This is a genomic window from Acetivibrio clariflavus DSM 19732, from assembly GCF_000237085.1.
Lineage (GTDB): Bacteria > Bacillota > Clostridia > Acetivibrionales > Acetivibrionaceae > Acetivibrio > Acetivibrio clariflavus.
This window is the reverse complement of sequence record NC_016627.1, coordinates 537,781-558,770: the sequence shown is the minus strand read 5'-3', so window position 1 is coordinate 558,770 and position 20,990 is coordinate 537,781. Positions and strand designations below refer to the sequence as shown.

13 protein-coding genes and 1 pseudogene are annotated in these 20,990 nt (G+C 34.9%); all 14 read right to left on the bottom strand.

Annotation, left to right across the window (positions count from 1 at the left end):
• Positions 1-7 precede the first annotated feature (7 nt).
• The 14 genes and pseudogenes from CLOCL_RS23620 to CLOCL_RS02280 all read right to left on the bottom strand — a co-directional run bounded on the left by CLOCL_RS23620 (position 8) and on the right by CLOCL_RS02280 (position 20,747).
• Positions 8-3,157 (bottom strand): annotated as a pseudogene (locus tag CLOCL_RS23620) (type I restriction endonuclease subunit R).
• Positions 3,158-3,168: 11 nt separating this feature from the next.
• The gene (locus CLOCL_RS02340) at positions 3,169-4,422 is read right to left on the bottom strand and encodes a restriction endonuclease subunit S (protein ID WP_041714862.1); all 1,254 of its coding nucleotides are present in this window, start codon (positions 4,420-4,422) and stop codon (positions 3,169-3,171) included.
• Positions 4,423-4,463: 41 nt separating this feature from the next.
• Complete coding sequence (locus CLOCL_RS02335) at positions 4,464-6,137, bottom strand: DUF2326 domain-containing protein (protein WP_014253836.1); 1,674 nt, start codon at positions 6,135-6,137, stop codon at positions 4,464-4,466.
• A complete protein-coding gene (locus CLOCL_RS02330; protein ID WP_014253835.1) occupies positions 6,100-6,378 on the bottom strand; it encodes an ABC-three component system middle component 6 in 279 nt (92 codons plus the stop codon). The genes CLOCL_RS02335 and CLOCL_RS02330 overlap by 38 nt, the downstream gene beginning before the upstream one ends.
• Before the next feature lie 8 nt (positions 6,379-6,386).
• Positions 6,387-7,355 carry a hypothetical protein gene (locus CLOCL_RS02325; RefSeq protein ID WP_014253834.1) on the bottom strand — a complete coding sequence of 323 codons (969 nt, stop codon included), beginning with the start codon at positions 7,353-7,355 and terminating at the stop codon, positions 6,387-6,389.
• Positions 7,356-7,516: 161 nt separating this feature from the next.
• A complete protein-coding gene (locus CLOCL_RS02320; protein ID WP_014253833.1) occupies positions 7,517-9,034 on the bottom strand; it encodes a type I restriction-modification system subunit M in 1,518 nt (505 codons plus the stop codon).
• Positions 9,035-9,212: 178 nt separating this feature from the next.
• The gene (locus CLOCL_RS02315) at positions 9,213-9,683 is read right to left on the bottom strand and encodes a GNAT family N-acetyltransferase (RefSeq protein WP_014253832.1); all 471 of its coding nucleotides are present in this window, start codon (positions 9,681-9,683) and stop codon (positions 9,213-9,215) included.
• A gap of 51 nt (positions 9,684-9,734) precedes the next feature.
• The gene (locus CLOCL_RS02310; RefSeq protein WP_014253831.1) at positions 9,735-11,942 is read right to left on the bottom strand and encodes an extracellular solute-binding protein; all 2,208 of its coding nucleotides are present in this window, start codon (positions 11,940-11,942) and stop codon (positions 9,735-9,737) included.
• Positions 11,943-12,227: 285 nt separating this feature from the next.
• Positions 12,228-13,136 (bottom strand): sugar phosphate isomerase/epimerase family protein, encoded by a 909-nt coding sequence (locus CLOCL_RS02305; protein ID WP_014253830.1) that lies wholly within the window; start codon positions 13,134-13,136, stop codon positions 12,228-12,230.
• Between the two features lie 42 nt (positions 13,137-13,178).
• Positions 13,179-14,279, bottom strand: coding sequence for a Gfo/Idh/MocA family protein (locus CLOCL_RS02300; protein ID WP_014253829.1), 1,101 nt, complete (start codon positions 14,277-14,279; stop codon positions 13,179-13,181).
• A 978-nt stretch (positions 14,280-15,257) separates the two neighbouring features.
• Positions 15,258-17,339 (bottom strand): ATP-dependent helicase, encoded by a 2,082-nt coding sequence (locus CLOCL_RS02295; protein WP_014253828.1) that lies wholly within the window; start codon positions 17,337-17,339, stop codon positions 15,258-15,260.
• A 35-nt stretch (positions 17,340-17,374) separates the two neighbouring features.
• On the bottom strand, positions 17,375-18,556 hold the full coding sequence (locus tag CLOCL_RS02290; protein ID WP_014253827.1) for a tetratricopeptide repeat protein: 1,182 nt from the start codon (positions 18,554-18,556) through the stop codon (positions 17,375-17,377).
• Between the two features lie 105 nt (positions 18,557-18,661).
• A complete protein-coding gene (locus tag CLOCL_RS02285) occupies positions 18,662-20,068 on the bottom strand; it encodes a sensor histidine kinase (RefSeq protein WP_014253826.1) in 1,407 nt (468 codons plus the stop codon).
• Positions 20,061-20,747, bottom strand: coding sequence for a response regulator transcription factor (locus CLOCL_RS02280; RefSeq protein WP_014253825.1), 687 nt, complete (start codon positions 20,745-20,747; stop codon positions 20,061-20,063). Before CLOCL_RS02280 ends, CLOCL_RS02285 begins: the two co-directional genes overlap by 8 nt.
• Positions 20,748-20,990 lie beyond the last annotated feature (243 nt).

The following is a 20,990-nucleotide window of genomic DNA, read 5'->3' as shown; positions in this document are numbered from 1 at the left end:
TTTCCCTCTATTCCAAAACTGCAAAATGCTTTTTTGCAAGTTGTAGTAATGGCTGTAAAAGCTGTTTTCTGTCTTCCATTTTTATTTGTCTAAAATATTTTGTATTCAAAAGCATGAATATCTGCCGTTCAATCTCCGACGATTTTGCCGGGTTATTCACCCAATCTATCATATAGTTCTTTTTAACAATATCTGCAACATTTTTTGCAATATCCTTTGACAGTTCAATAACTTCATTAGTTATAAATAAAGTGGTATCCTCTTTTAGCCCTTTTGATTCTGAGTCGTCGGAATCAGACAAATGCTTTCTGACAGTTTCAAAGAAGGCATACTCTTTCTTAGTAAGCCCTAATGCTTCTGCCTCCTCTATTTCACCGGTTCTGACATCCTTGCTGATAAATTCCCCTAATCTCTTCTTCCGTTCTATCCAGTTGTTTTTTGTTTCATTCAATATCTTCTGTAATTTTTCCAGTAAGCTTGTATAGTATACAGGATTATCATCCATCTTAAGATGAATTATATGTCTTACAGCGTGTTCCATAGCCGATGCCACCGATTCATCGGATTTTAATGTATTTACTTTACTTTGAAAATCAGAATCAAACAATGTTATCGGTTCTATCCATTGTTTCACTCCTAAAGATTCTAAATGAGCATTTATAATGTTCTTTACCTTTTCTCCGCAATCCGATATGTCCAAATTCTTTTGAGGTTCAAATCTTGCTTTTGCAGCGGCACGAATGTAGGAAAGCCACCTTAAATCGTTTATATTTTCCGTAGGAACATGGTTGGGAAGAATCTGTTCCATTGTTCCTGTAAATCTTTTATATGCAAGTTCAAATTCTGCCCTTTTATCTTCCGGCTCCAGCACCTTTACCAGTGCATCCAGATTGTTTTTATCTATTCCCGTAAACATTCCCACAACTGCTTCACGGTATGAAAGCATCTGTTTGTAAATACCGTCTATAGATTGCATAGGCTGTCCCAGCTCTTCCCTGTCAAATATTATCAAAGCTTCTTCAAGAAAGTTTGAAATACCGAAATAGTCCACAACATACCCACATTTTTTCTTTTCACCGCAGGTTCTGTTAACCCTCGCAATAGCCTGCAAAAGGTTGTGCTCTTTTAACGGCCTGTCAAGGTACATTACCTGTTCTATAGGGGCATCAAAACCCGTTAAAAGCATGTCTTTAACTATGAGGAAACATAACCTATCCTTGTCTATAGGCTTTTTAAATCTGCTTATAATAGCATCCTGCTCTGATTTGGTAGTAAAATGCTCCTTCAGATGAGGCGGATCATTGAGATTTCCAGAAAATATTATTTTTGCCTCTAAGGGTTCACCTATAATTTCTTCCATATATTTATTCAACGCATTGTAATATTTAACACACGCCTCTCTGGACACACATACTACCTGTGCCTTGAATCCATTGGGATATACCTGTTCTTTGTAATGCTGAAGTATGTCTTTTGCAATATCCTCAATTCTGTCATCAGCCTCAGCAACGGTAGTTCTGTTTACATACTTTTGTTTAATAGCTTCCTTTTCCTCTTCTGTTTTGTCTTCAAAGGCTTGGTTGAACAGTTCCTCAAGCGTGTCCGCCTTTATTTGAAGTTCCGGTTTTCTTCCCTCATACACAATCTTTACCGTTGCTCCGTCCTCCACCGCTTGCTGAATGGTATATTTGTCTATATATGAGCCGAAGGTTCTCGGTGTGGACTTGTCCTACCTGTCAATAGGAGTTCCTGTAAAACCGAGAAATGCAGCATTAGGAAGAGCATCCCTCATATTCTTAGCCATGCCTTTATATTGGCTTCTGTGAGCTTCATCAGCAAGAACAATTACATTGGATTTAGGGGTCAATACAGGAAGCTCTTTTTCAAATACCAGAGCAAATTCTTGCTTACTGTCCTTCAATATTTCCTTATCGTCTTTTTCACTCTGGAACTTTTGAATTGTCGTCATTATAATCTGTGGCTGTCCTTGGGACAGTAATTCTTTCATTTGTGCTACACTTTCAGCCCTTACTGGTGTGGTAATACTTGAAAGGGTTCTGACAAACGTATTGTATATTTGCTTATCCAAATCAATCCTGTCGGTAACAACTACAATAGTGGCATCAACCAACTCGGGAGTCCTTCTGATTTTTCGGGCAAGGAACACCATTGTAAGGGATTTTCCCGAACCCTGGGTGTGCCATATAACTCCTCCGCGAGACAGGGCGTCCTTACCGTTGACCAATCTTTGTAATGCCTTGTTTACTGCTCTGAACTGCTGGTATCTACAGATCTTTTTAATCCTCGTTCCCGACTCCTCATCAGCCTCAAACAAAATAAAGTTCCTCATAATGTCAATCAGATTGTTCTTTTCCAATACTCCCTGAAGCAAAATATTCTGCCCGCTGTTTTCAACGTCGTCAATCTGATTTTTTGTAAAAGGATAAGGGTCTTTCCACTCAAGGTAGTGTCCGTATCCGGAACTAATGGTACCTATATAACCGTGATATTTATTTAGAATACAGGTAAAAAAGTTGGTATAGAAGAGTCTCGGAGCACCTTCTAAAACATTTGAATCCCTTAGATTCATATATCTTCTGAGCTGGGTAAAAGCTTCATACTTACCCATATTCTCATTCTTGTTTTTTTCCAAAAAGGGAGACTTGCACTCAATTACCAAAACCGGTATACCGTTTATGAATATAACAATATCGGGAATGATTTTTTCACTGGGGCCATGGACTTTGAATTGCCTTGTAACCAAAAACTCATTGTTGTCGATATTATCCCAGTCAATAAACTTTACAGTATGGAATTTCTTCTGCCTGCTTCCGCCTACAGCCTGTTCCAACGCATAGTTTAAGTTAACCATTGCATCGTAAATCTTTTCATTTATCTCAAGCAGGCTTGCTCCTAAGTTTTCAGGTCTTGTCAGATAGCGAATGGCTTTGTTTATGCTGTCTATGTTCATCCACGGATTGATCCTTTTCAGTGCTCTTTCAAGCCTGTTGACAAGGATTACCTCTGTATAGGAATCTCTTTCTCCCTTTTCGGGAGTCAATAAATCACCATGAATAAACTCGTACCCCAGTTTGTACTGCAAATATCGGATTGCCGGCAATTCCACAAGTGTTTCCTCATTCCCGAGATAAGACATGCTGTCGCCCCCTATGATACTTTTACTCTAATTTTGCCTGTCAGCAATTTCTGCATAAGGCCTTGTTTTAAGGTTTGAAGTTTTTGTTTTTTTACATTATAATTTTCGATTTTTATATCAATTTCTGATAGAATATTCGCTATTCTATCTTGTTCCTCCTTAGGTGGAATAGGTATCATAAATTCTGAATAAACTGTTTTATTAATTATAGGAACTGCCTGTATTGAAATAAAACTAATATATTTTTTAAAGTTATAACTTATTGCATAATAAACATATTCATTATTATATTTAACATTGCAAATTAAAGAATTAATCTGTTGATTTGTACTTAATTCTTCTGATGCAATTCCAATTTTCCCAATTGTTGAACCTATACATGTAACAAGAATACTTCCTTTAGGAATTTTTCTTGTTTTATTAAAACCGATAAAAGACAACATTTTATTAGTTTTATAAATATATTTGTGTTCACCCATATCTGCTGGGGAAACCCACAAATATTCATTTCCGTAATTTTCGGGCTCAGATGTTTTTGGAGTATTACCAGTTACAATTTCTCCAATCTCTTTCAACTTTTTTACTTCCCATTCAACAGGTATCTCTCCTATTTCCGTCTTTTTAAACTCCGTATGCCCAATTCCTTTTGTCAATAACCTCTGCATTAATCCTTTTTTCAATTCTTTTGTCTTTTCAATCAAAGCATCAGTTTGTTCTATTAGTCTATCTACAGTAGACAAGATATCTGCTATTTTTTGTTGTTCTTTCAGTGGGGGAATTGGAATATTTAACTCAGAATACTGTTTACTATTGATCCCTGGTTGACCACTTCTTGTAGAAACAGTCTTAACCCAATCCCAATACTTTTTACACTGTGTATAATATTTTACAAACCTAGAGTCCATAATGCTACTATTAATCTTAAATCGAATTAAAAAACCTGCATATACTAGTTCGCCATCCTTTTTGTGATATAAATATGATTTACCAGTTGTATTACCAGTACGAGCAAAAACAATATCATTTTCCTCTAACAAGTACTTGAAATAATTATCTTCTTCTAATCCCTTGATATCTTCTTTCAATAATTCACCATTATCGCCAATATCAGATATTCTTAAATATCTTGGCTTTCCTTCAACATATTCTGTAGCTGATGCTCCAATACCATATTCTCCTTTTCCAATAACTATATCTTTTAACTTCTTCACTTCCCACTCAACAGGTATTTCTCCTAACTCTGTTTTTTTATATCCTTCTCTCATATCTTCACCTTCAATAACCAATAGTCATATCAACACTCATACTAAAAATCAAATTTTAACAACTTATCATTCTCGGATAATATAATCGCTCTGTTTTCAACTACCATATCTATAATATCTTTATAATCTCCCAACTGATATTTATTTATTGCTATAATCACTTGCTTTTTCTTTTCCCTGGCTATTTTGGCTGCTACTAATATCATACCGGCAACTTGTCTTGGGTCAATTCCATTAAAGCAAGCCGAATCCTGAACTAATATATCAGAAACATCACTAAACTTTAGGATTAAATAATCTATTATATTTTTTCTTACTTCATTTACACCTTCCCCGGTATCTCCCCTTAAAGTTAATTCAATAGAAACCGGTCTGGTCTTCTGATGTTTTTTAATGATTTTTATATCAAAATACGAATTTACATCCTCATCATAGATTGATTTCGTTATATCATATACAAAATCACGGAATTCACTTATTCTTTCGTTATATTCCTTTATTATTTTTCCGGCATTTTCAAATTCTGCCGTCAGTTTCAAATCCTCTTCAGCTATTCTTTCGTCTAAAGCTTTTATTTGAGATAACTTACCCTCTTTATACTTTAATTCCTGCAATTCTTTACTGTATTTTTCATATAAGGCTATTGACTCTTCATAAACTTCATTTAGTGATATAATCTCACCCAATTTATTAATATCTGTTGATAAATCATTTATTTCCTTTTTTAATTCTGACATTCTCTTATTTATTTCCTTTATTTTATTCCCAAGAAATTCTTTTCTTTCTTCATAGACCTTCTGGTGGAACAATTCAACATCCGCAACCTTTTTCTTAACCAATTCAGGCACTTCCATCTTAGCCTTTTCATATATTTTCAGTATGTGCTCGCTGGTTACATCTATTTTATTGGAATTCTCCAAAAACTCCTCAATTCTTTCCCTTTCAATCCTTAATCTTTCCAGTTCACCGCTTAACGATTTTAAAAGCTTATTTTTCTCAGCGAACTCTTCAACTATATTTGTCTGTATATCAGCTATCTCAATTTTTTTAATCTTGGCAGAGATATCTTCCAACTCCCCAGTCAGTCTCTCTACCTCTTTATCAATAAAATATATTTCCTCATCGATTTCCTTTACATCTATATTGTCATCATAAAATTTAAGTAATTCTTGTTTACTCTGTTTATGTACTTTTATCGAATCCTGGAATTCATAAATTTTTTCAATACTCTCAACCAAATTTTCCAATCCCAAAAAATAAATAAAATCAACAACATCATCTTTATTAGGATGCTTTCTATGGCCAATTTCACTCAATTTCCTACTTACAAGTATTTGCTTGCTTACCCTGGATCTCTTAATATTAAAAAAATCTTTATACTCTCCTAAGGTCTTAGGCGGGTCATTATTGACAAATATTTCTTCACTGTTTCCCAAAACCCTTATAACACGGTAATTTTTATTATTATACTTAACGATCGCATCTAATGTATAACCGTTAAGTACTTCTTTTACAATGCTCGTATCCTCATTTGCTCCGTAAATATAATCAATAAACTTAATTAATAATGTTTTTCCCAAACTATTTATTGTAGCACGCTTATTTTCAGGTGCCTGTATATCTCCATAGATAAAACTTATTCCTTCCTCGCAAAAATCTATATCACGAACAATATTATCATCTCTGTCTCTTATCTTTAAATTTAATATTTTCATTAAAAATCTCCCCCCCCTCATTATAAGAAATCATATCACACATGTACATGTATTCCAGAACATAAATGAACTTTTGATAGGTAGGAGGATTTTTTAATTTTCCGGTCAATATATATTTTTTCACAAAACTATTCCATAGTTTATCAACAGTAACTGATTTATCTTTCAGTACCTCCAAAATTAAAGCACTTAAGCCAAAATAACTTTCCGACAAAGTAATATATTTATTTGGCAATATCATAAATCCACCTACTCTTTTTCAAAAATATCGCACTTGTCAAAAATATAAACAATCAAAAATTCCATCGGTATCCGAACAAAATTTTTATTACGAGTGTATGACAGTGTTTCTTCAATCAATCTATCATATAATTCTACCCCATTTAGATTTGATGCTAACTCACTATATTTATTAACAATAAACTGTTTTACTCTTTCAAATTTGTCTTCACATAATACATCCTGATTTATTGTGTTTACAGCTTTTTCCACAACATCCAGTTTTGAAATGATATCTTCTATTCGTTCTCTCTTCTCATTAAGATTATTTATTTTAATTTTTTTCGAAGACGATACCCTTTCATATGTACTTTGAAAGTTATCTATTAATACCAATTCGTTCAAATTTCCCGAGATTTCTTCAATAAGGTCAATAATCATTGTTTCAGTAATAGCGTTTTTATCAATAAGATGTCTTATTCTTAATGTTGCCGAGATCTTTTCAAGGACCTTAATATCACTAATCTCTTCCAATATTTCTCTTATATATTCCGAATTGCATACACGATAATCAAAATCTATATTATACTTCTTCTTTAACTGTACTACCGTATTCTCAAAAAAATCTTCATCGTCAGGGGGTAAATTAATGTCAAAGGTATTTACAATAAATATGTATTTTTTTATCTCGCCCTTCCACTTTTTTTCTTCATATATAATCTTTAAAAGGCCTTCCAAATCCTCTTTAAATTTATTCTCTATCTCTTTTTTAAGCGAATCTTTTAGTCTCGTAGGAGCAAAAATTTGATAAAAAATTTTATCTTCTTTTACCCAACCATCATTTTTCCGATCGCCGCCGTAAAAGTCAGGCATCTCATAAACTTTACCAAGATAACTATAATAGTATTTAAGTATGGTCCCAATTTGAAGCTGATAATTTATACCGGTTACTCCCTTTATAAAAGATACAATATTATCTATATAATCATATTTGTCCACTAAGGCTTCCCCCTCAAAAATAAAATCAAATGGTACAATAAATACAATTTATATAAATATTGTACCATAAATTATCAATTGATGAAGACAGCCACCGGCAATTATTCAACAATATATTACATAAAAACGCAATTTTTTGTTTATAATTATTATTTTTAAACTTAAATAATTTCAAACCCTAATTCTTGTAAATACTCATTCAACTTTTCCTCGGTATCTGCTATATTCATCTTCAATTCCCTTATCTCCTGCAAAACCACCTCAATATCTACTTCTTCCTCTTCTTCTGTTGTATCCACATACCTGCTAATGTTCAGGTTATAATCATTTTCCTCAATAGTCTTTAAATCAACAACTTTTGCATACTTCTCCACATCTTCATAATCATCATAGGTCTTCACAATTTTCTCTATATCCTCATCCCGCAGTTTATTCTTATTACCATCTTTAACAAATCCCTGACTGGCATCAATAAACAGCACTTTGCCCTTTCTTTCCTGTGGCTTATTTTTGTTTATGATAAGCAATGCCGCAGGAATACCTGTTCCGTAAAATAAATTGCTGGGAAGTCCGATTACAGCTTCCACAAGGTCATCTTTTAGAAAACCTTTACGAATATTAGCTTCTGCCCCGCCTCTAAACAGTACCCCATGCGGTACTACAGTTCCCATCTTACCTTTATTGTTAAGACTTGCAATCATGTGACATACAAATGCCAAATCGCCGTAAGATTTTGGCGGTACACCGTAAGGAAATCTATGATATGGATCGGCCTGTGCTTCATCGTAACCCCAATTATCCAAAGAGAAAGGCGGATTTGCAAGCACTTTGTCAAAAGTTTTCATCATACCGCCTTCAAGGTGCATCGGCTCTCTTATAGTATCACCTTTTTGGATATCAGCACCTTTGGCATTATGAAGAAGCATGTTCATTTTACAAATTGCCCATGTTGATAAATTTATTTCCTGTCCAAATAGTGAAACATTTTTCCAGTTCCCGCCATGTTCTTTTATATAAGCTAATGACTGAATTAGCATACCCCCGCTTCCTACCGTCGGGTCGTATATCCTGTCACCTTCCTGAGGCTTTAATATATTAACCAATACTTTAACTACTTCAGAAGGGGTATAGAATTCCCCACCTTTTTTTCCGCCTTCGTCAGCAAACTTCTTAATCAGATATTGGTAGGCGTCTCCAAGCACATCGCTGTTTTCAAGATTTTCATCGGAAAGATTTATTGAATCGAATAAAATCAATAGCTGTGACAGTTTTTTGTCAGGAACACGCTCTTTATCATTATAATTTGCTGTAGTTAACACTCCGATCAATTCCGAATTCTTTGGGTGGTCTTCAATCGCTTTAAAAGCCTTATCCAGCTCAGGTCCAATATTTAAGTTCAAGTTCTTCAATTTATCCCATCTAGCACTATCAGGAACAAAAAAGTTTTCATATAAGGTTGGCTCTATTAGAAGTCCCTCAACTTCCTTTTCATCCATACCCTGTGTCAAAAATTCATTTCTTTTCAATTGGCTTTCACTTTCAAACTGGTCATTCATTCTTTTTAAGAACAGTAGGCCAAATATATAATCTTTATATTCTGCTGCACTCAAATTGCCTCTTAAGATATCAGCAGCTTTCCATAAAGTCGATTCCAATTTTTGAAGTGTAAGTTTTTCCATCAAACATACCCTCTCGCTTTGTTCTTATTCCTGTCTTTGTATTTAGAATTTTTTTAAATTTAAAAATAATTTTACTATAATTTTGGCTTTATTTGAACTTATTATAACTAATTTTCCTAGAGCTGTTTATTTGCAAATAATTCAAATCTAAATAATGCAAGAAATAAAAAAGATAAGTTTAATAGAAAACAGTAGTTTTCCTCATCCTGTAATTGGTTAATAATACTCCCTTCCGCTCGACACTTTGCTTTTTGAGAACCTCATAACCCTTCTTTTCAAAAAAAGGTTTAGCAGTAATGGATACATCCGCTGTCAGCTCATTAATACCGCATGGCACGGCTTCCTTTTCAATAATATCGGTCAATGCAGCGGCAATTCCCTGCCTTTGATAGTCCTTATGGATATAAAGCATATCATAATATCCATTACAGGCTAATGATGCAAAACCTACGATAATACCATCCTGCTCTGCTACAATAGTAAAGTTTTCCGATAATCTACGGTTCCATGCGTCTTTATCAATATCTTTCGGCGCCCATGCTTCAACTTCTTCCAAAGAGTAATCCTTTAAGTTAACAGTATGAACTGTATTATAAAACAATTCAACAATTTCAGATATATCCTTTGATGAATATCTTCGAATATGCATCTTTATATCCCTTTATAAATACAAATTTTTTAAATCCGAATCTACACTATATTATATCAGCAGTCCGTTAATACGTGCCTCCATATCCGCTAATGCCTGCTCTTCGCTCTTTTTATCCTCCAATACATTTTGGATTTCCTCGCAAATAATATGGTCATAAATCTGTATATATAAATTGTTTTTCAAATATTTATCGGGAATTTCCCTCTTACGTGCCAGGCGATAGCTTTCTGGCAGTAATGCAATCCACGGATAAATATGCTTCAAATCATTCCTTTTATAAAATTTTGAATGAAGTGTAATGCCTCCTAAAAGAGAATAGGGCACAGCACAGTAATTGCTGCAGATCCATTCGATAAATCGAACGGTTTCTTCCTTCCTGCAGCTGTACTTATTAACACCCAGTCCCCATCCGCCCAATACTGAAGTTCCGCCGGGCAAAATGCTGGCGCCAATGTTTCCGGCAACTTTTGAAGTGGTATAATCACTGATACCTATTGCATACGAATCATACAAAATAACCATGGCGTAATGCCCCGATTTGAAATTATCCACCAATTGATCCCAAGTAGTGCTTATTTGTTCCGGAGAAGTATACTGGAAGCTTTTCTTGAAACTTTTCAATGCAGCCAGGGCATTATTGGAGTTGATGACAACACTGTCATCCTGAAAGACATTTCCCCCATACGCCCAAAGGCGGTTCAGGAAACTTATAGTCGTATAGATATTGGCTCCCTGAACATTAGCCAACCCATATCTTACCGGCGATTTGCTGTTGATGGACCGGGTGAAAAACTCTGCCGTCAAATTAAGCTCAGGCCAAGTGGTAGGCGTTGCCAGTTCCAGACCGTATTTCCTTTTAAACAAAGATTTTAAAGACGGTTCTTCGAATAAATCCCTCTGATAAAACAATAACTGGGTACCGGACATAAAGGGAATTCCATAAATATGCCAGTCACTAACACCATAATTGGGAAGCAATTCTTTCATAAAACCTGAAAAATAGTTATCCTGCTTCCTAAAATAAGGCTTTAAATCTTCCAGACCATTGGTTTCAATAAAGCTGGAGGTCCAATGAACATCCATCATAAATCCGTCAACAGACCCGTCTGAATCCTCAAGCATCTGATGAAGCTTTTTATACAAATCATCATACTTCATTATATCGCATGATACAATAACACCGGTTTTATTTTCATATACTTTTGAAAGCCTTTGAAGTGCATGAGCCGCGGGAGATTCCACAAGATATAGAGAAATTTCCGCCAAATCAGTCTTTCTACCCTTTAGATTTTCCGTAAAATGTTTCACTCTGTGATAATTTGCTTTGATAACAGTTTGCTTAGGCTCACATAATTTGGGTTGCTCTATGGAACTGATCATCTGCCTTATAACGTGGCTGGCAATCTTTTCATAGGATATTCCTATAACTCCTATATATTCCGATTGGTCCTCAATCCAGTTTTCCTCTTTAAAAGTGATATGTTCGATTTCACTGCGGTTCAGCACCTCTGCAGCCCTCTTTGCTCCCTTTGCCAAAAGACAGTTGCTCGTGACCAGCAACTCCAATTCGCAATTGTTATGCAATAGTTTATATGCCGCTTCGAAACCTCTCTCTTGAGAATAATCGACAAATTCAATCTTTTCAGTATCTTTGTAAAACTTCTCATATATTTCATATACCGTTTCTTTCGGCACTAATCCTCTTTCCATGATGATTCCTATCTGTTTTATTCCTCTGTCTGCACAATCTTTCAAAGCTTCTTCAAAAGCTTCGCTGTAGTCAATGGATATCACATTGCTTAAAAGCCTTTCTCCTTTATTCAAGTCAAGGAAAAGAGCCGGCAGAAAATTCTTATAAAGTACCGAATCGGGGTCATTCTGTGAACTACTGTTAATAACAATAATTCCGTCAACCCTTTGCATCATAAACTGGTCAATGTACTTTCTCTCTAAAATGCGATTGTTCTGACATACTTTAAAAAGAATATGATAACCGTGGTTACTTGCTTCCTTTTCGATATTTGACAAGAGACTTACAAAATCCGGGCGAACCAGATTAGGCATTATTATTCCTATTATATTATTCTTTGTGTTTTTCAAACTTCTGGCGCTTGCATAAGGGCGATAATCCAATTCTCTCATTGCCCTTTCAACTTTTTCTATCAGTTCCTGATTGTTTGTCTTTCCATTCAACACATTAGAGACTGTACCTACAGAAACTCCTGCTAGGGAAGCAACATCTTTAATAGTTACCATATTCCTATCCCTCCCAAAATGATACATACAATAACAAAACAAAAGCTCAGCCAAGCAACAAAAAATTTTACGAAGCGGTAAAATCGAACCGATTCGACTCTTTTACAACATTATCATACATTATAACAAAAATAAAGAAAAGGCTCCTCCCTTGCCAGATTATTAGCATCATAAACGGCAAAGAAGAAACCTTTTCTCAGAATTTCGGAAACTCAAACAGCTTCAAATGAAACTTATTCAATGTAAATTTCATGAAAGGTATTGAATAACTTACCATCCATCAATTTACACTCCAACGCTTTTCAGCTTACTGTCCAAGAACTTTTTGATATTAGGAATTTCTTCCTCGCTGTCTATATGCTCTATAATAATCGGTATGTTCGGATGTTTCCTTGACAACAGTTTCAAATATAAATCATAGTTCAGAACACCCATTCCCGCTGCTGGCAATTCTATTGCCCCTGCACCGCGGAATGTATTGTGTGATGCAGCATCAATATCGGCATGCTTTTCCTGAACATTTTGAGCTCTTCTGCAGTCCTTAGCATGAGCAATTTTAATTTTGTCTTCCAGAACGTTGAAAATTCTGTGCAATTCTTCATCTACATTATCGATATTCTTATCAGTAAAGTAGTTGGTTGGGTCCAAAAGCAATCCCAAACCCGGATGATCCACATCATGGAACAACCTTGCAACCTGATCAACAGACCCTATAATGTTGTTCACATAGTTTTCTACAAGGAAAACAGCGCCATGATCATAGGCAAACTTTGCAAGGTCTTCAATAACTGCCTTTATTTCCTGGTAAGCTTCTTCTGTTGAGTTTTTCTCATGATAAAGCCAGTCGCTTTCTGTATTATATGTTCCGGTTTCACTGATAACATATGGTGTTCCAAAATCCCTTGCATATTTTAACAGAGTTTTTACATAGTTTATATTCTTTTCTCTCTGTTCCCTATTGGGATGAACCAAGTTGGTATAAGCTGAGATACTGACGATGCTGATATTTGCATCTCTGAAAGCATCTCTCACCCTATGGGCTTTTTCAGCAGTAATAGCTTCTGATGTTTTTAAATCTATATCTTTAAAATCCATATCCAACTGTACGCAAGTAAATCCGTCTTTCTTTATCCTTTTAATTGTTTCCTCCAATGTATAGGGATAATATCCGGAAAAAATACCCACTGATAACATAACTTTACCTCCTTGTATTATAAAAAATTTTATGATTTCGAACTATAAAGAAACATCTATTTCCGACAATCTTACGGTTCTTCCTTCTTCAATTGACTTATAGCATGCTTCTACAGCTGCCATTGTATACAAATAATCTTCGCCACTGATTTCCGGAGTTGTATCTTCCTCCACTGCCCTTAAAAGCTGAGCCATAGTGCCTCTGAAGGCATCCGGAAACCATGCGGTTTCCCATTTCGGACGGATCCATTGATTGGGGAATTTCTTGCTGGTAAACTCCAGTGTACTAGGCGTTTTTTCATCATAACACCAGCCTATATATCCTTGAGCCATACCGTCGAGACCCTCAACTCTCCATTTTATATAAAAGTCCTTTTCTGTTCCTTCACCCTGCCAAGCCCACACATCATCCAGGCTTGTAGCCATAACACCGTTTTCATATTGGAAAGTATACTGGCTTATGCCATCAATGTGAGGGAATTTTGTCCTGGGGTCTTTTCTTGTCAATGCTGTAATTTTTTCCGGATTGCCAAGTAAATATCTGAAAGTATCGATATGGTGGATACCCATATTCAAAATCTCGATATGATCATATTTTTCAAGGAAGGCCTGCCAATGAGGTATTGCTCTCATCTCAATGGTAGCAAGAACTAGATCTCCAAGATACCCTGCATCCATGATAGTCTTCAACGCTCGAATTGATTGGTCGTATCTCATGTTTGCATTAACACCCAATTTGATACCGGCATCCTTGCAAAGCTTCACTATTTCTTTTGCCTCATCCAAATTCATGGCTAAAGGCTTTTGACAAAGTATACCTTTGATATGTTTGTGTTTTACAGCTTCTCTTACCACATGGACTTGCAGATCCGGCGGCAGCGCAATATCCAATATTTCAACATCAGTATCTTTAATCAGGTCCTGCCATGTATCGTACACATGCGGTATCTGATATTGTTCTGCCGCTTGCCTGGCAGTAACTCCATGCAAGGATGTAATAGCATAGGGATTAAATCCCACATCCCTATAAGCTTTTAAGTGGCAGTTTCTTACAATTGCGCCGGCACCAATGATACCGATTCGATAATCCATCCGTTTCGGAAGTATTGGTTCGATGTTGTAGTTAATAGCTTCCGGGTTCATTATCAGTACTCCTTTCTATTAATAGTTTCATCGAGTAGCAGTTGTGTAATACATAGTGTACTCCATGTATATCGCAATAGCCGGTGGGAATTAGTGCAGGATAGGTGTAAATACTTCAATCGGTTTGTGCAACATATCATGAAACATTTCATACAATAATGATATCATTTCATATTTTAACTTGCAAGCATTATTACATTAAACTATTTAGGCAATAATTAGTTGTCATGAAAAAATAATTTAATATATATTCCTCATATAATCATATCTAACAAAAACACAGTAAAACTTTCTCCAAGGTATTTTTACTTTTATACCTTGTTTATATTAATCATTGCATGGAAAACTATATAATTAATCGGAATATTTTATTTCTCATGTAAAACTATTAGAATAACTCAATACAACACTTTCATTTATAGGATAACCGGATTTTCTCAATGATATTCCGAAATTATTAATTAGTTTCTTTATAAGGTTGGTTAACAATTAAAAAAATTTTAATTATTTATCTTAACTATTGACGGTATTGTGAAATTTTGGTAGTATTTAATATGTCTAAAAAGCGAAAAACTTAAAGGGGATGTTAAAATGAAAAAGAGTAGTGTCCTTACTTGTATTGTTTTGGCAATTGCCCTTATAATACAGTTGTTGATTGTGTCAAATTTATCATATTTTCATTAATCCTTTCGATAAATTTCATTATAGATATATATCCCGACTGACAGCCTTAGTTGATTTATGTTTCAGTTTAATTCGGTAGTAACTTTTATAAAATTATCGTTTCCCTTTTAAAATTTTGTAGATAAAAATGATAGAAGCATAAGATAGTCGAAATAGCAAGTCACTTCAAAATCCTGCTAAATATACCAAAAATTTAATTATAAAAGGCAGTTGGCTAACATTAATATAATTATTTTTTTATTCTGCCTTTTATCTTTTTATTTTCAAGTATTTAATTTCATCACAGGCCATTTTTTAAAATTCTATAAGTCCATTGTCCAGGCATACACCCAAATCCAATTTTCTTCTTATTCCATTAAAATCAATCTCCAAAAGAGTCTGTTGGGCTTTATTCTCAAGGATAGCGACAATTACGCCAACCCCGAAGTGCTTATGTTTTATTATCATTCCCTCTCCCACTTCATCGATAGCATTATTACGGATAATCATTTCCACTTCTTTTACAAAAGTAGACTTTGAAGTCTCCGGCCCCGGGTATAAAAGATAAACATAATCCTTTGCCCTGGTCATACCTACATAAAACAATCTTCGTTCCTCTTCCAAAACCGAATAATCATTATTCTTTCTTGCCGATTCAACAACATTTGTTCCCGGAATTTCGCTTTCTTTAAGGTCAACTATAAATACAACGTCGTATTCCAATCCCTTAGAAGAGTGTATTGTAGTAAGGGTTACAGAATCTCTATCGTTTATATAACCCTTTTTTTCTTCAAACATTAATTTCAAGTCTTCCAAACGTTCTAAAAAATCCTGTATATTCCTGCACTCCTGAGCAATCGATTCTAAAATACCGAATAATTTACACAAATATTCAAAAGATAATCCTGTGTTTTCACAATATTCCTTTATATAATCAAAATAATTAAAATTCCTCTTTATATAAAACAATGCCCGAATGGGTGCAATTTGGGTCAGGAAAACAAACTCTTTTTTGAGTTCCACCAGTCTGTTTCTCTGAAAATCTCTTAATTCATCCATCTCTAAAATTCTGTCAATGACATTCTTTTCATTACTTGAATTCATAGCATATTCCAGCATTACCTTAGATATATAACGGTTCATTTTATAATAAATTCTGGAGAAGGATTCAACGTCCTTCGGATCCATTCCAAACTTTAAAAAAGCGACTACATCTTGTACAACCCAATGATTGAAAAAGGTAAGCCTGTTTTGCTTTATCCTGAAAGGAATTCCCTCTCGATTCAATTTATCTGCAATCACAATAGAGGACAAATTGTTTCGGTACAGTATCGCCGTACTGCGTCCTTCTCTAGTATGCTTTTTAAGCTTTTCCATAATATATTTTATTTGCTCATTCTCATCCATAACCTGAACTATAAAAGGATCATGCTTCTTATCGTTATTTGTAGTATGAGCCTTATCAAATCTACAGCTATTTTCCCGGATAAATTTGCTGCTTATATCGACAATGTTCTTTGTTGAGCGGTAATTGTTCTCAAGATAAAATATTCTGCATCCCTTAAAATGCTCTTTTATTTGGAAAATATATTTAGGCTCGGCTCCTCTGAATCCATAAATGGACTGGTCATCATCGGCAACAATAAAAATATTGTTTTTTTGAGGATCGACAATTAGTTTCAATATTTCAAACTGTATTTTCGAAAGGTCCTGTCCCTCATCCACCTGTATAAAGGAATATTGACTTCTATATTTACTCAGTATGTCGGGACATCTTATAAGAATGCTGTAGGCATAGGTAAGCATATCGTCAAAATCAATGAGAAGATTAAGCTTTTTATACTCCTCATAGGCCTTATAAATTAGAGAAAAATTTTTAAAGCCCGACTGAAAAACTCCAACATCTTTTATCATCTTGTTTTTTACAAATCCGATTTCATTAACCAAGTTATCCAGTTCATCATCATTTATCTTAGAGTTATTTATATTGTAATAAATATCCCCTATTATCTTCCTTTTATTTTCCTCGGTATTTTCTTCACCCTCAATCAGCTTCAGCCGCTTGCCTTTCTTTTTCTCATAATCATGTAAAATTCTCTTGCAAAAGCTATGTAAAGTTGAAAAAGAAACCTTTGCTAAAATATCTTGTCCATAAATTTTTTTAAATCTGTACTCCATTTCCGCCCGTGCTGCCTTATTGAAAGTTAATGTCAGTATATTCTCCGGCTTTACTCCGCACTCCAAAACAAGGTACGCAATTCTTGCTGTAATTACAGTCGTTTTACCGCTTCCCGGGCCTGCCAAAACCAGCGCAGGACCATACAAATGATTAACAGCTTGCATTTGCTGAATGTCAAGTTTTATATTGTATCTCTCTTTGAGTTTATCAATGCTCATTTATTTTTCACCTTTTCGTAACCGCAAAGTCTATTCTATTCTTTTAAGCCTTCCGCTGCTTCCAATTCAGCCATTTCCTTTTTTAAGGCGTAAGAATTCAGTATAAAAAGTTCTGTTCCCTCTTTATATTTCTTTTTTAATTCTTCGTTAGATTCTACAAACATTTTTCTAGCATTTTTATAATCTTTAAGTCCCATATACACCCTGCCAAGATTCAGGTATACTGCGGCCATCTCGTCCTCGGTACATTTCACTTCATTGTTAAGATCCCTTAAAATGATGCTATCCAATATATATTTAGCTTCAAAATACTTCCACTGATATATCAATGCTTCGGCCTTATAAATCCCCAATTTGACACGATATCTTTCATAAGGCCCGGGAATAATTTTCAAAGCCTTATCAACAGCATCAATCGCCTCAAGCGGTCTTTTTGCCCGTATCAGCATTTCAGCCAAATTATACCAGTCAATAAAATTCCTTTCATACATTCCAATGCTCTGTTTAAGATTGTCGATACTGTCTCTATAATATATGTAATAAACATCATCTGCAGGCACAAGCCCGTCATCCACCCATCTTAAGATTAACGGCGGTACAAAAATGTCCCTTTGGTCAGCCTCTTTTATTGTTAAAGCAATTTCAGGTTTTTTCTCATTGTCTGCACCTGAAAGATTAACTATATCCATTTCATTATACTGTATACTGCTCACTTTTTTTGGTACATCGTCCTTAAAAGAAATTATGTTTAAGATACATCCAACCTCAAATCCCAAATTCCATCCCAATAAAAGTTCAACCGCGTTGTCGTCATCTATATCAATAAACTTGGCCCAATCAAGGCCTAAAACATTTAACGAGTTTCTATCATGCCAAAACTCCCGCCATTCGTTATTCTCCTTCTTCAATATAATAGCACCGGAAGCACTGCTTAGTTCATAGCCTTTGTAGGTAATCAGAATTTCATATTGCCCATCCCCTTCAATATCTACCAGCTGCACAGCATCCGATCCGTTCGGATGAACAGGATATAAAAACTTCGTACCTTCAGGCAAGAAGTTTTTTGCAATTAACTTTATATCATCACTATTTTCACTTTCATTTTGTGAATACTTTGGAGGTTTAATTAAACTCCTTGTGGGCGGCAGCGAATTGCAACCGGTTAACACAGATATAATAAAAACACCTATTATTACTCTAACCCACTTCAATCTCATACAACTTCCCCATTCCAAGCTTTTTTCTTTTTCAGACGGTAATCTGCTTTCAATTCTATATTACTAAAAATGCCGATAGGTTACAAAATAATAAAAATCAAATACTTAAAGCGCGGCTGCAGGTAAAAATATATCAACCTTTGTTCCTTCTCCCAATATACTGCTTATTTCAAACCTTCCGTTGTGTAATCTTATTATTTCATCACATATAGCCAGTCCCAGTCCATTGCCTGAAAACGATGTTCTCCCCTTATAGAACTTTTCTTTCACCCTGTGCAAATCATCTTCAGGTATACCGACTCCTGTATCTTCTATACTAATTAATATTTCTTCCTTTTTTGACTGCGCCGATATTTTTATTTCTCCGCCTTCCGGCGTGTACTTCAGTGAATTGTCAAGGATGTTTATCATTACTTGTTTTAGCCGGTTTCTGTCTGCCCTGATTAAATCCAAATCATCTTCGACCTCCAAATTAAGCTTTATACCCTGCCTTTGGGCTCTCGGATTCATTTGATTTCTTATTTCGCAAAGAAATTCTTCAATTTTAACATCTTCGATTTTTAAAGAAGTATTTTTTGACGCAAGTTTGGAGAAATCAAGCAGTTCATTTACCAGAAGTACCAACCGGTCAGTCTCATTTTCAATGATCTTAAGTCCTTCCCGTATCTCATCCATATCGGTAAAGTCGCTTGAATTCAAAGTTGAAGCCCAACCTTTAATCGATGTAAGAGGAGTGCGAAGTTCATGGGAAATGGACGCAACAAAATCATCCTTGAGCTTTTGGTGATGCGACAATTCCTGAGCCATATAATTGAGTGTATCAGCCAGCTTCCCCACTTCATCATCATATCTCTTGGGTACACGGACCTCCAGTCTTCCAAGGGCAATTTCCTCGGCAGCATTTGTTATTTCCTTAACCGGTTTTATTATAGTTATTGAAAGAAAAATACTGACAAGAAGTACAATTACCACAACTACAGCTCCAATTACTATAAAAAACAATGCCATTTTCAATATTATATTGTCTATCTCCGCAAGGGTTGAAGTCAACCGGACAATTCCAATAATCTCACCGTTTATAATTATAGGCTGTGATATGGAAAGTACACGTTCTGAGGTTAAAGGAAGTTCCCCTATCCATTTGGTCGCATTCTTACTTTTTAATGTATTTGTCACATCCGGGTAATCCACTTTTTTTCCCAGCAACAAACTGTTTTCGGAATCTGCAAGAACATAACCGTCATTATCTATTATCTGAACCTGGGCATAAGTATTTACCAAAATATTATCCAGCAACTTTTTAGCATTCTTATCCAGGTTCACTATATCAGTATAATTGCTGTATGAATTTGCTGCAAACTGGGCCTGTTCACTCAAAATTGTTTCTAAATCCCCATAATAATATTGCCTTAATAAAAACACGAGAATACCGGTAAAAATAGTGACTGCCAGGAGGATAATTATAAGATAGCTTCCAACCAACCTTCCTTTGACACTTTTCAATTCAGTCACCCTTTCTCCACAAGTACCCTCGTCCCCACAACGTTTCTATATATTTTGGCTTTGACGGATTATCTTCTATTTTTTCTCTCAAACGTCTTATGTGGACATCCACAGTTTTCGGATCACCAACAAAGTCCTCGCCCCAAACGAGGTTTAAAATTTCATCCCGGCTCAATGCTTTGTTTATATTGTTTATAAAAACTTTCATCAGACAAAATTCTCTTGGAGTTAACTCCAGAAGCACATCGTTTTTATATATACTTTGTGCCTGTAAGTCAATCCTAAAGGGACCTATGCAAATTTCACTTTCTTGACTTTTCCTGTTCACCCTTCTTAAAATTGCCTTGATTCTTGCTATAAGTTCCATGGGATTAAAAGGTTTGATTATGTAATCATCAGCCCCCAGCTCAAGACCCCTGACCTTATCTAAGTCTTGTCCTAATGCCGTAAGCATTATTATAGACACTTCCGGACAGGAACTGGATATTTCTTTACAGACCTGAAATCCGTCTATATCCGGAAGCCTGACATCCAACAAAACCAAATCCGGTTTCTCAAGTTTTACAAGCCTTAACGCCTCATATCCTCTTTCAGCTTCTAAAACCTCAAAATCATTCCTTTTAAGGTTTGTAATAATGAAGCTTCTTATAGGCCGCTCGTCTTCCACAACTAATATTCTAGCCCCCATACCAATACTTCCTTTCGCCTTAAAAACAATAATTTAACTAAATCGAAATTTAAATATGAGAAATTGACTTTTGGATAAAATAAAAGTTTTAAATTATACTAAGCATTATTTTGAATACAAGTATAATATTAAAAAAGTGGAAAAACAAGTTACTATTTATTAAAGTCAAAATATAATTTATTTAGTGCAATTAAGTCAAATTAGCTAAACTTTAATTTTATTAATGAATTATAAACATATATT

What these genes read in the sequence shown, in the direction of transcription:
- CLOCL_RS02340 (WP_041714862.1), bottom strand. Translation starts at nt 4,422, where the DNA reads ATGAGAGAAGGATATAAAAAAACAGAGTTAGGAGAAATACCTGTTGAG.
- CLOCL_RS02335 (WP_014253836.1), bottom strand. Translation starts at nt 6,137, where the DNA reads ATGAAAATATTAAATTTAAAGATAAGAGACAGAGATGATAATATTGTT.
- CLOCL_RS02330 (WP_014253835.1), bottom strand. Translation starts at nt 6,378, where the DNA reads ATGATATTGCCAAATAAATATATTACTTTGTCGGAAAGTTATTTTGGC.
- CLOCL_RS02320 (WP_014253833.1), bottom strand. Translation starts at nt 9,034, where the DNA reads ATGGAAAAACTTACACTTCAAAAATTGGAATCGACTTTATGGAAAGCT.
- CLOCL_RS02315 (WP_014253832.1), bottom strand. Translation starts at nt 9,683, where the DNA reads ATGCATATTCGAAGATATTCATCAAAGGATATATCTGAAATTGTTGAA.
- CLOCL_RS02310 (WP_014253831.1), bottom strand. Translation starts at nt 11,942, where the DNA reads ATGGTAACTATTAAAGATGTTGCTTCCCTAGCAGGAGTTTCTGTAGGT.
- CLOCL_RS02305 (WP_014253830.1), bottom strand. Translation starts at nt 13,136, where the DNA reads ATGTTATCAGTGGGTATTTTTTCCGGATATTATCCCTATACATTGGAG.
- CLOCL_RS02300 (WP_014253829.1), bottom strand. Translation starts at nt 14,279, where the DNA reads ATGAACCCGGAAGCTATTAACTACAACATCGAACCAATACTTCCGAAA.
- CLOCL_RS02295 (WP_014253828.1), bottom strand. Translation starts at nt 17,339, where the DNA reads ATGAGCATTGATAAACTCAAAGAGAGATACAATATAAAACTTGACATT.
- CLOCL_RS02290 (WP_014253827.1), bottom strand. Translation starts at nt 18,556, where the DNA reads ATGAGATTGAAGTGGGTTAGAGTAATAATAGGTGTTTTTATTATATCT.
- CLOCL_RS02280 (WP_014253825.1), bottom strand. Translation starts at nt 20,747, where the DNA reads ATGGGGGCTAGAATATTAGTTGTGGAAGACGAGCGGCCTATAAGAAGC.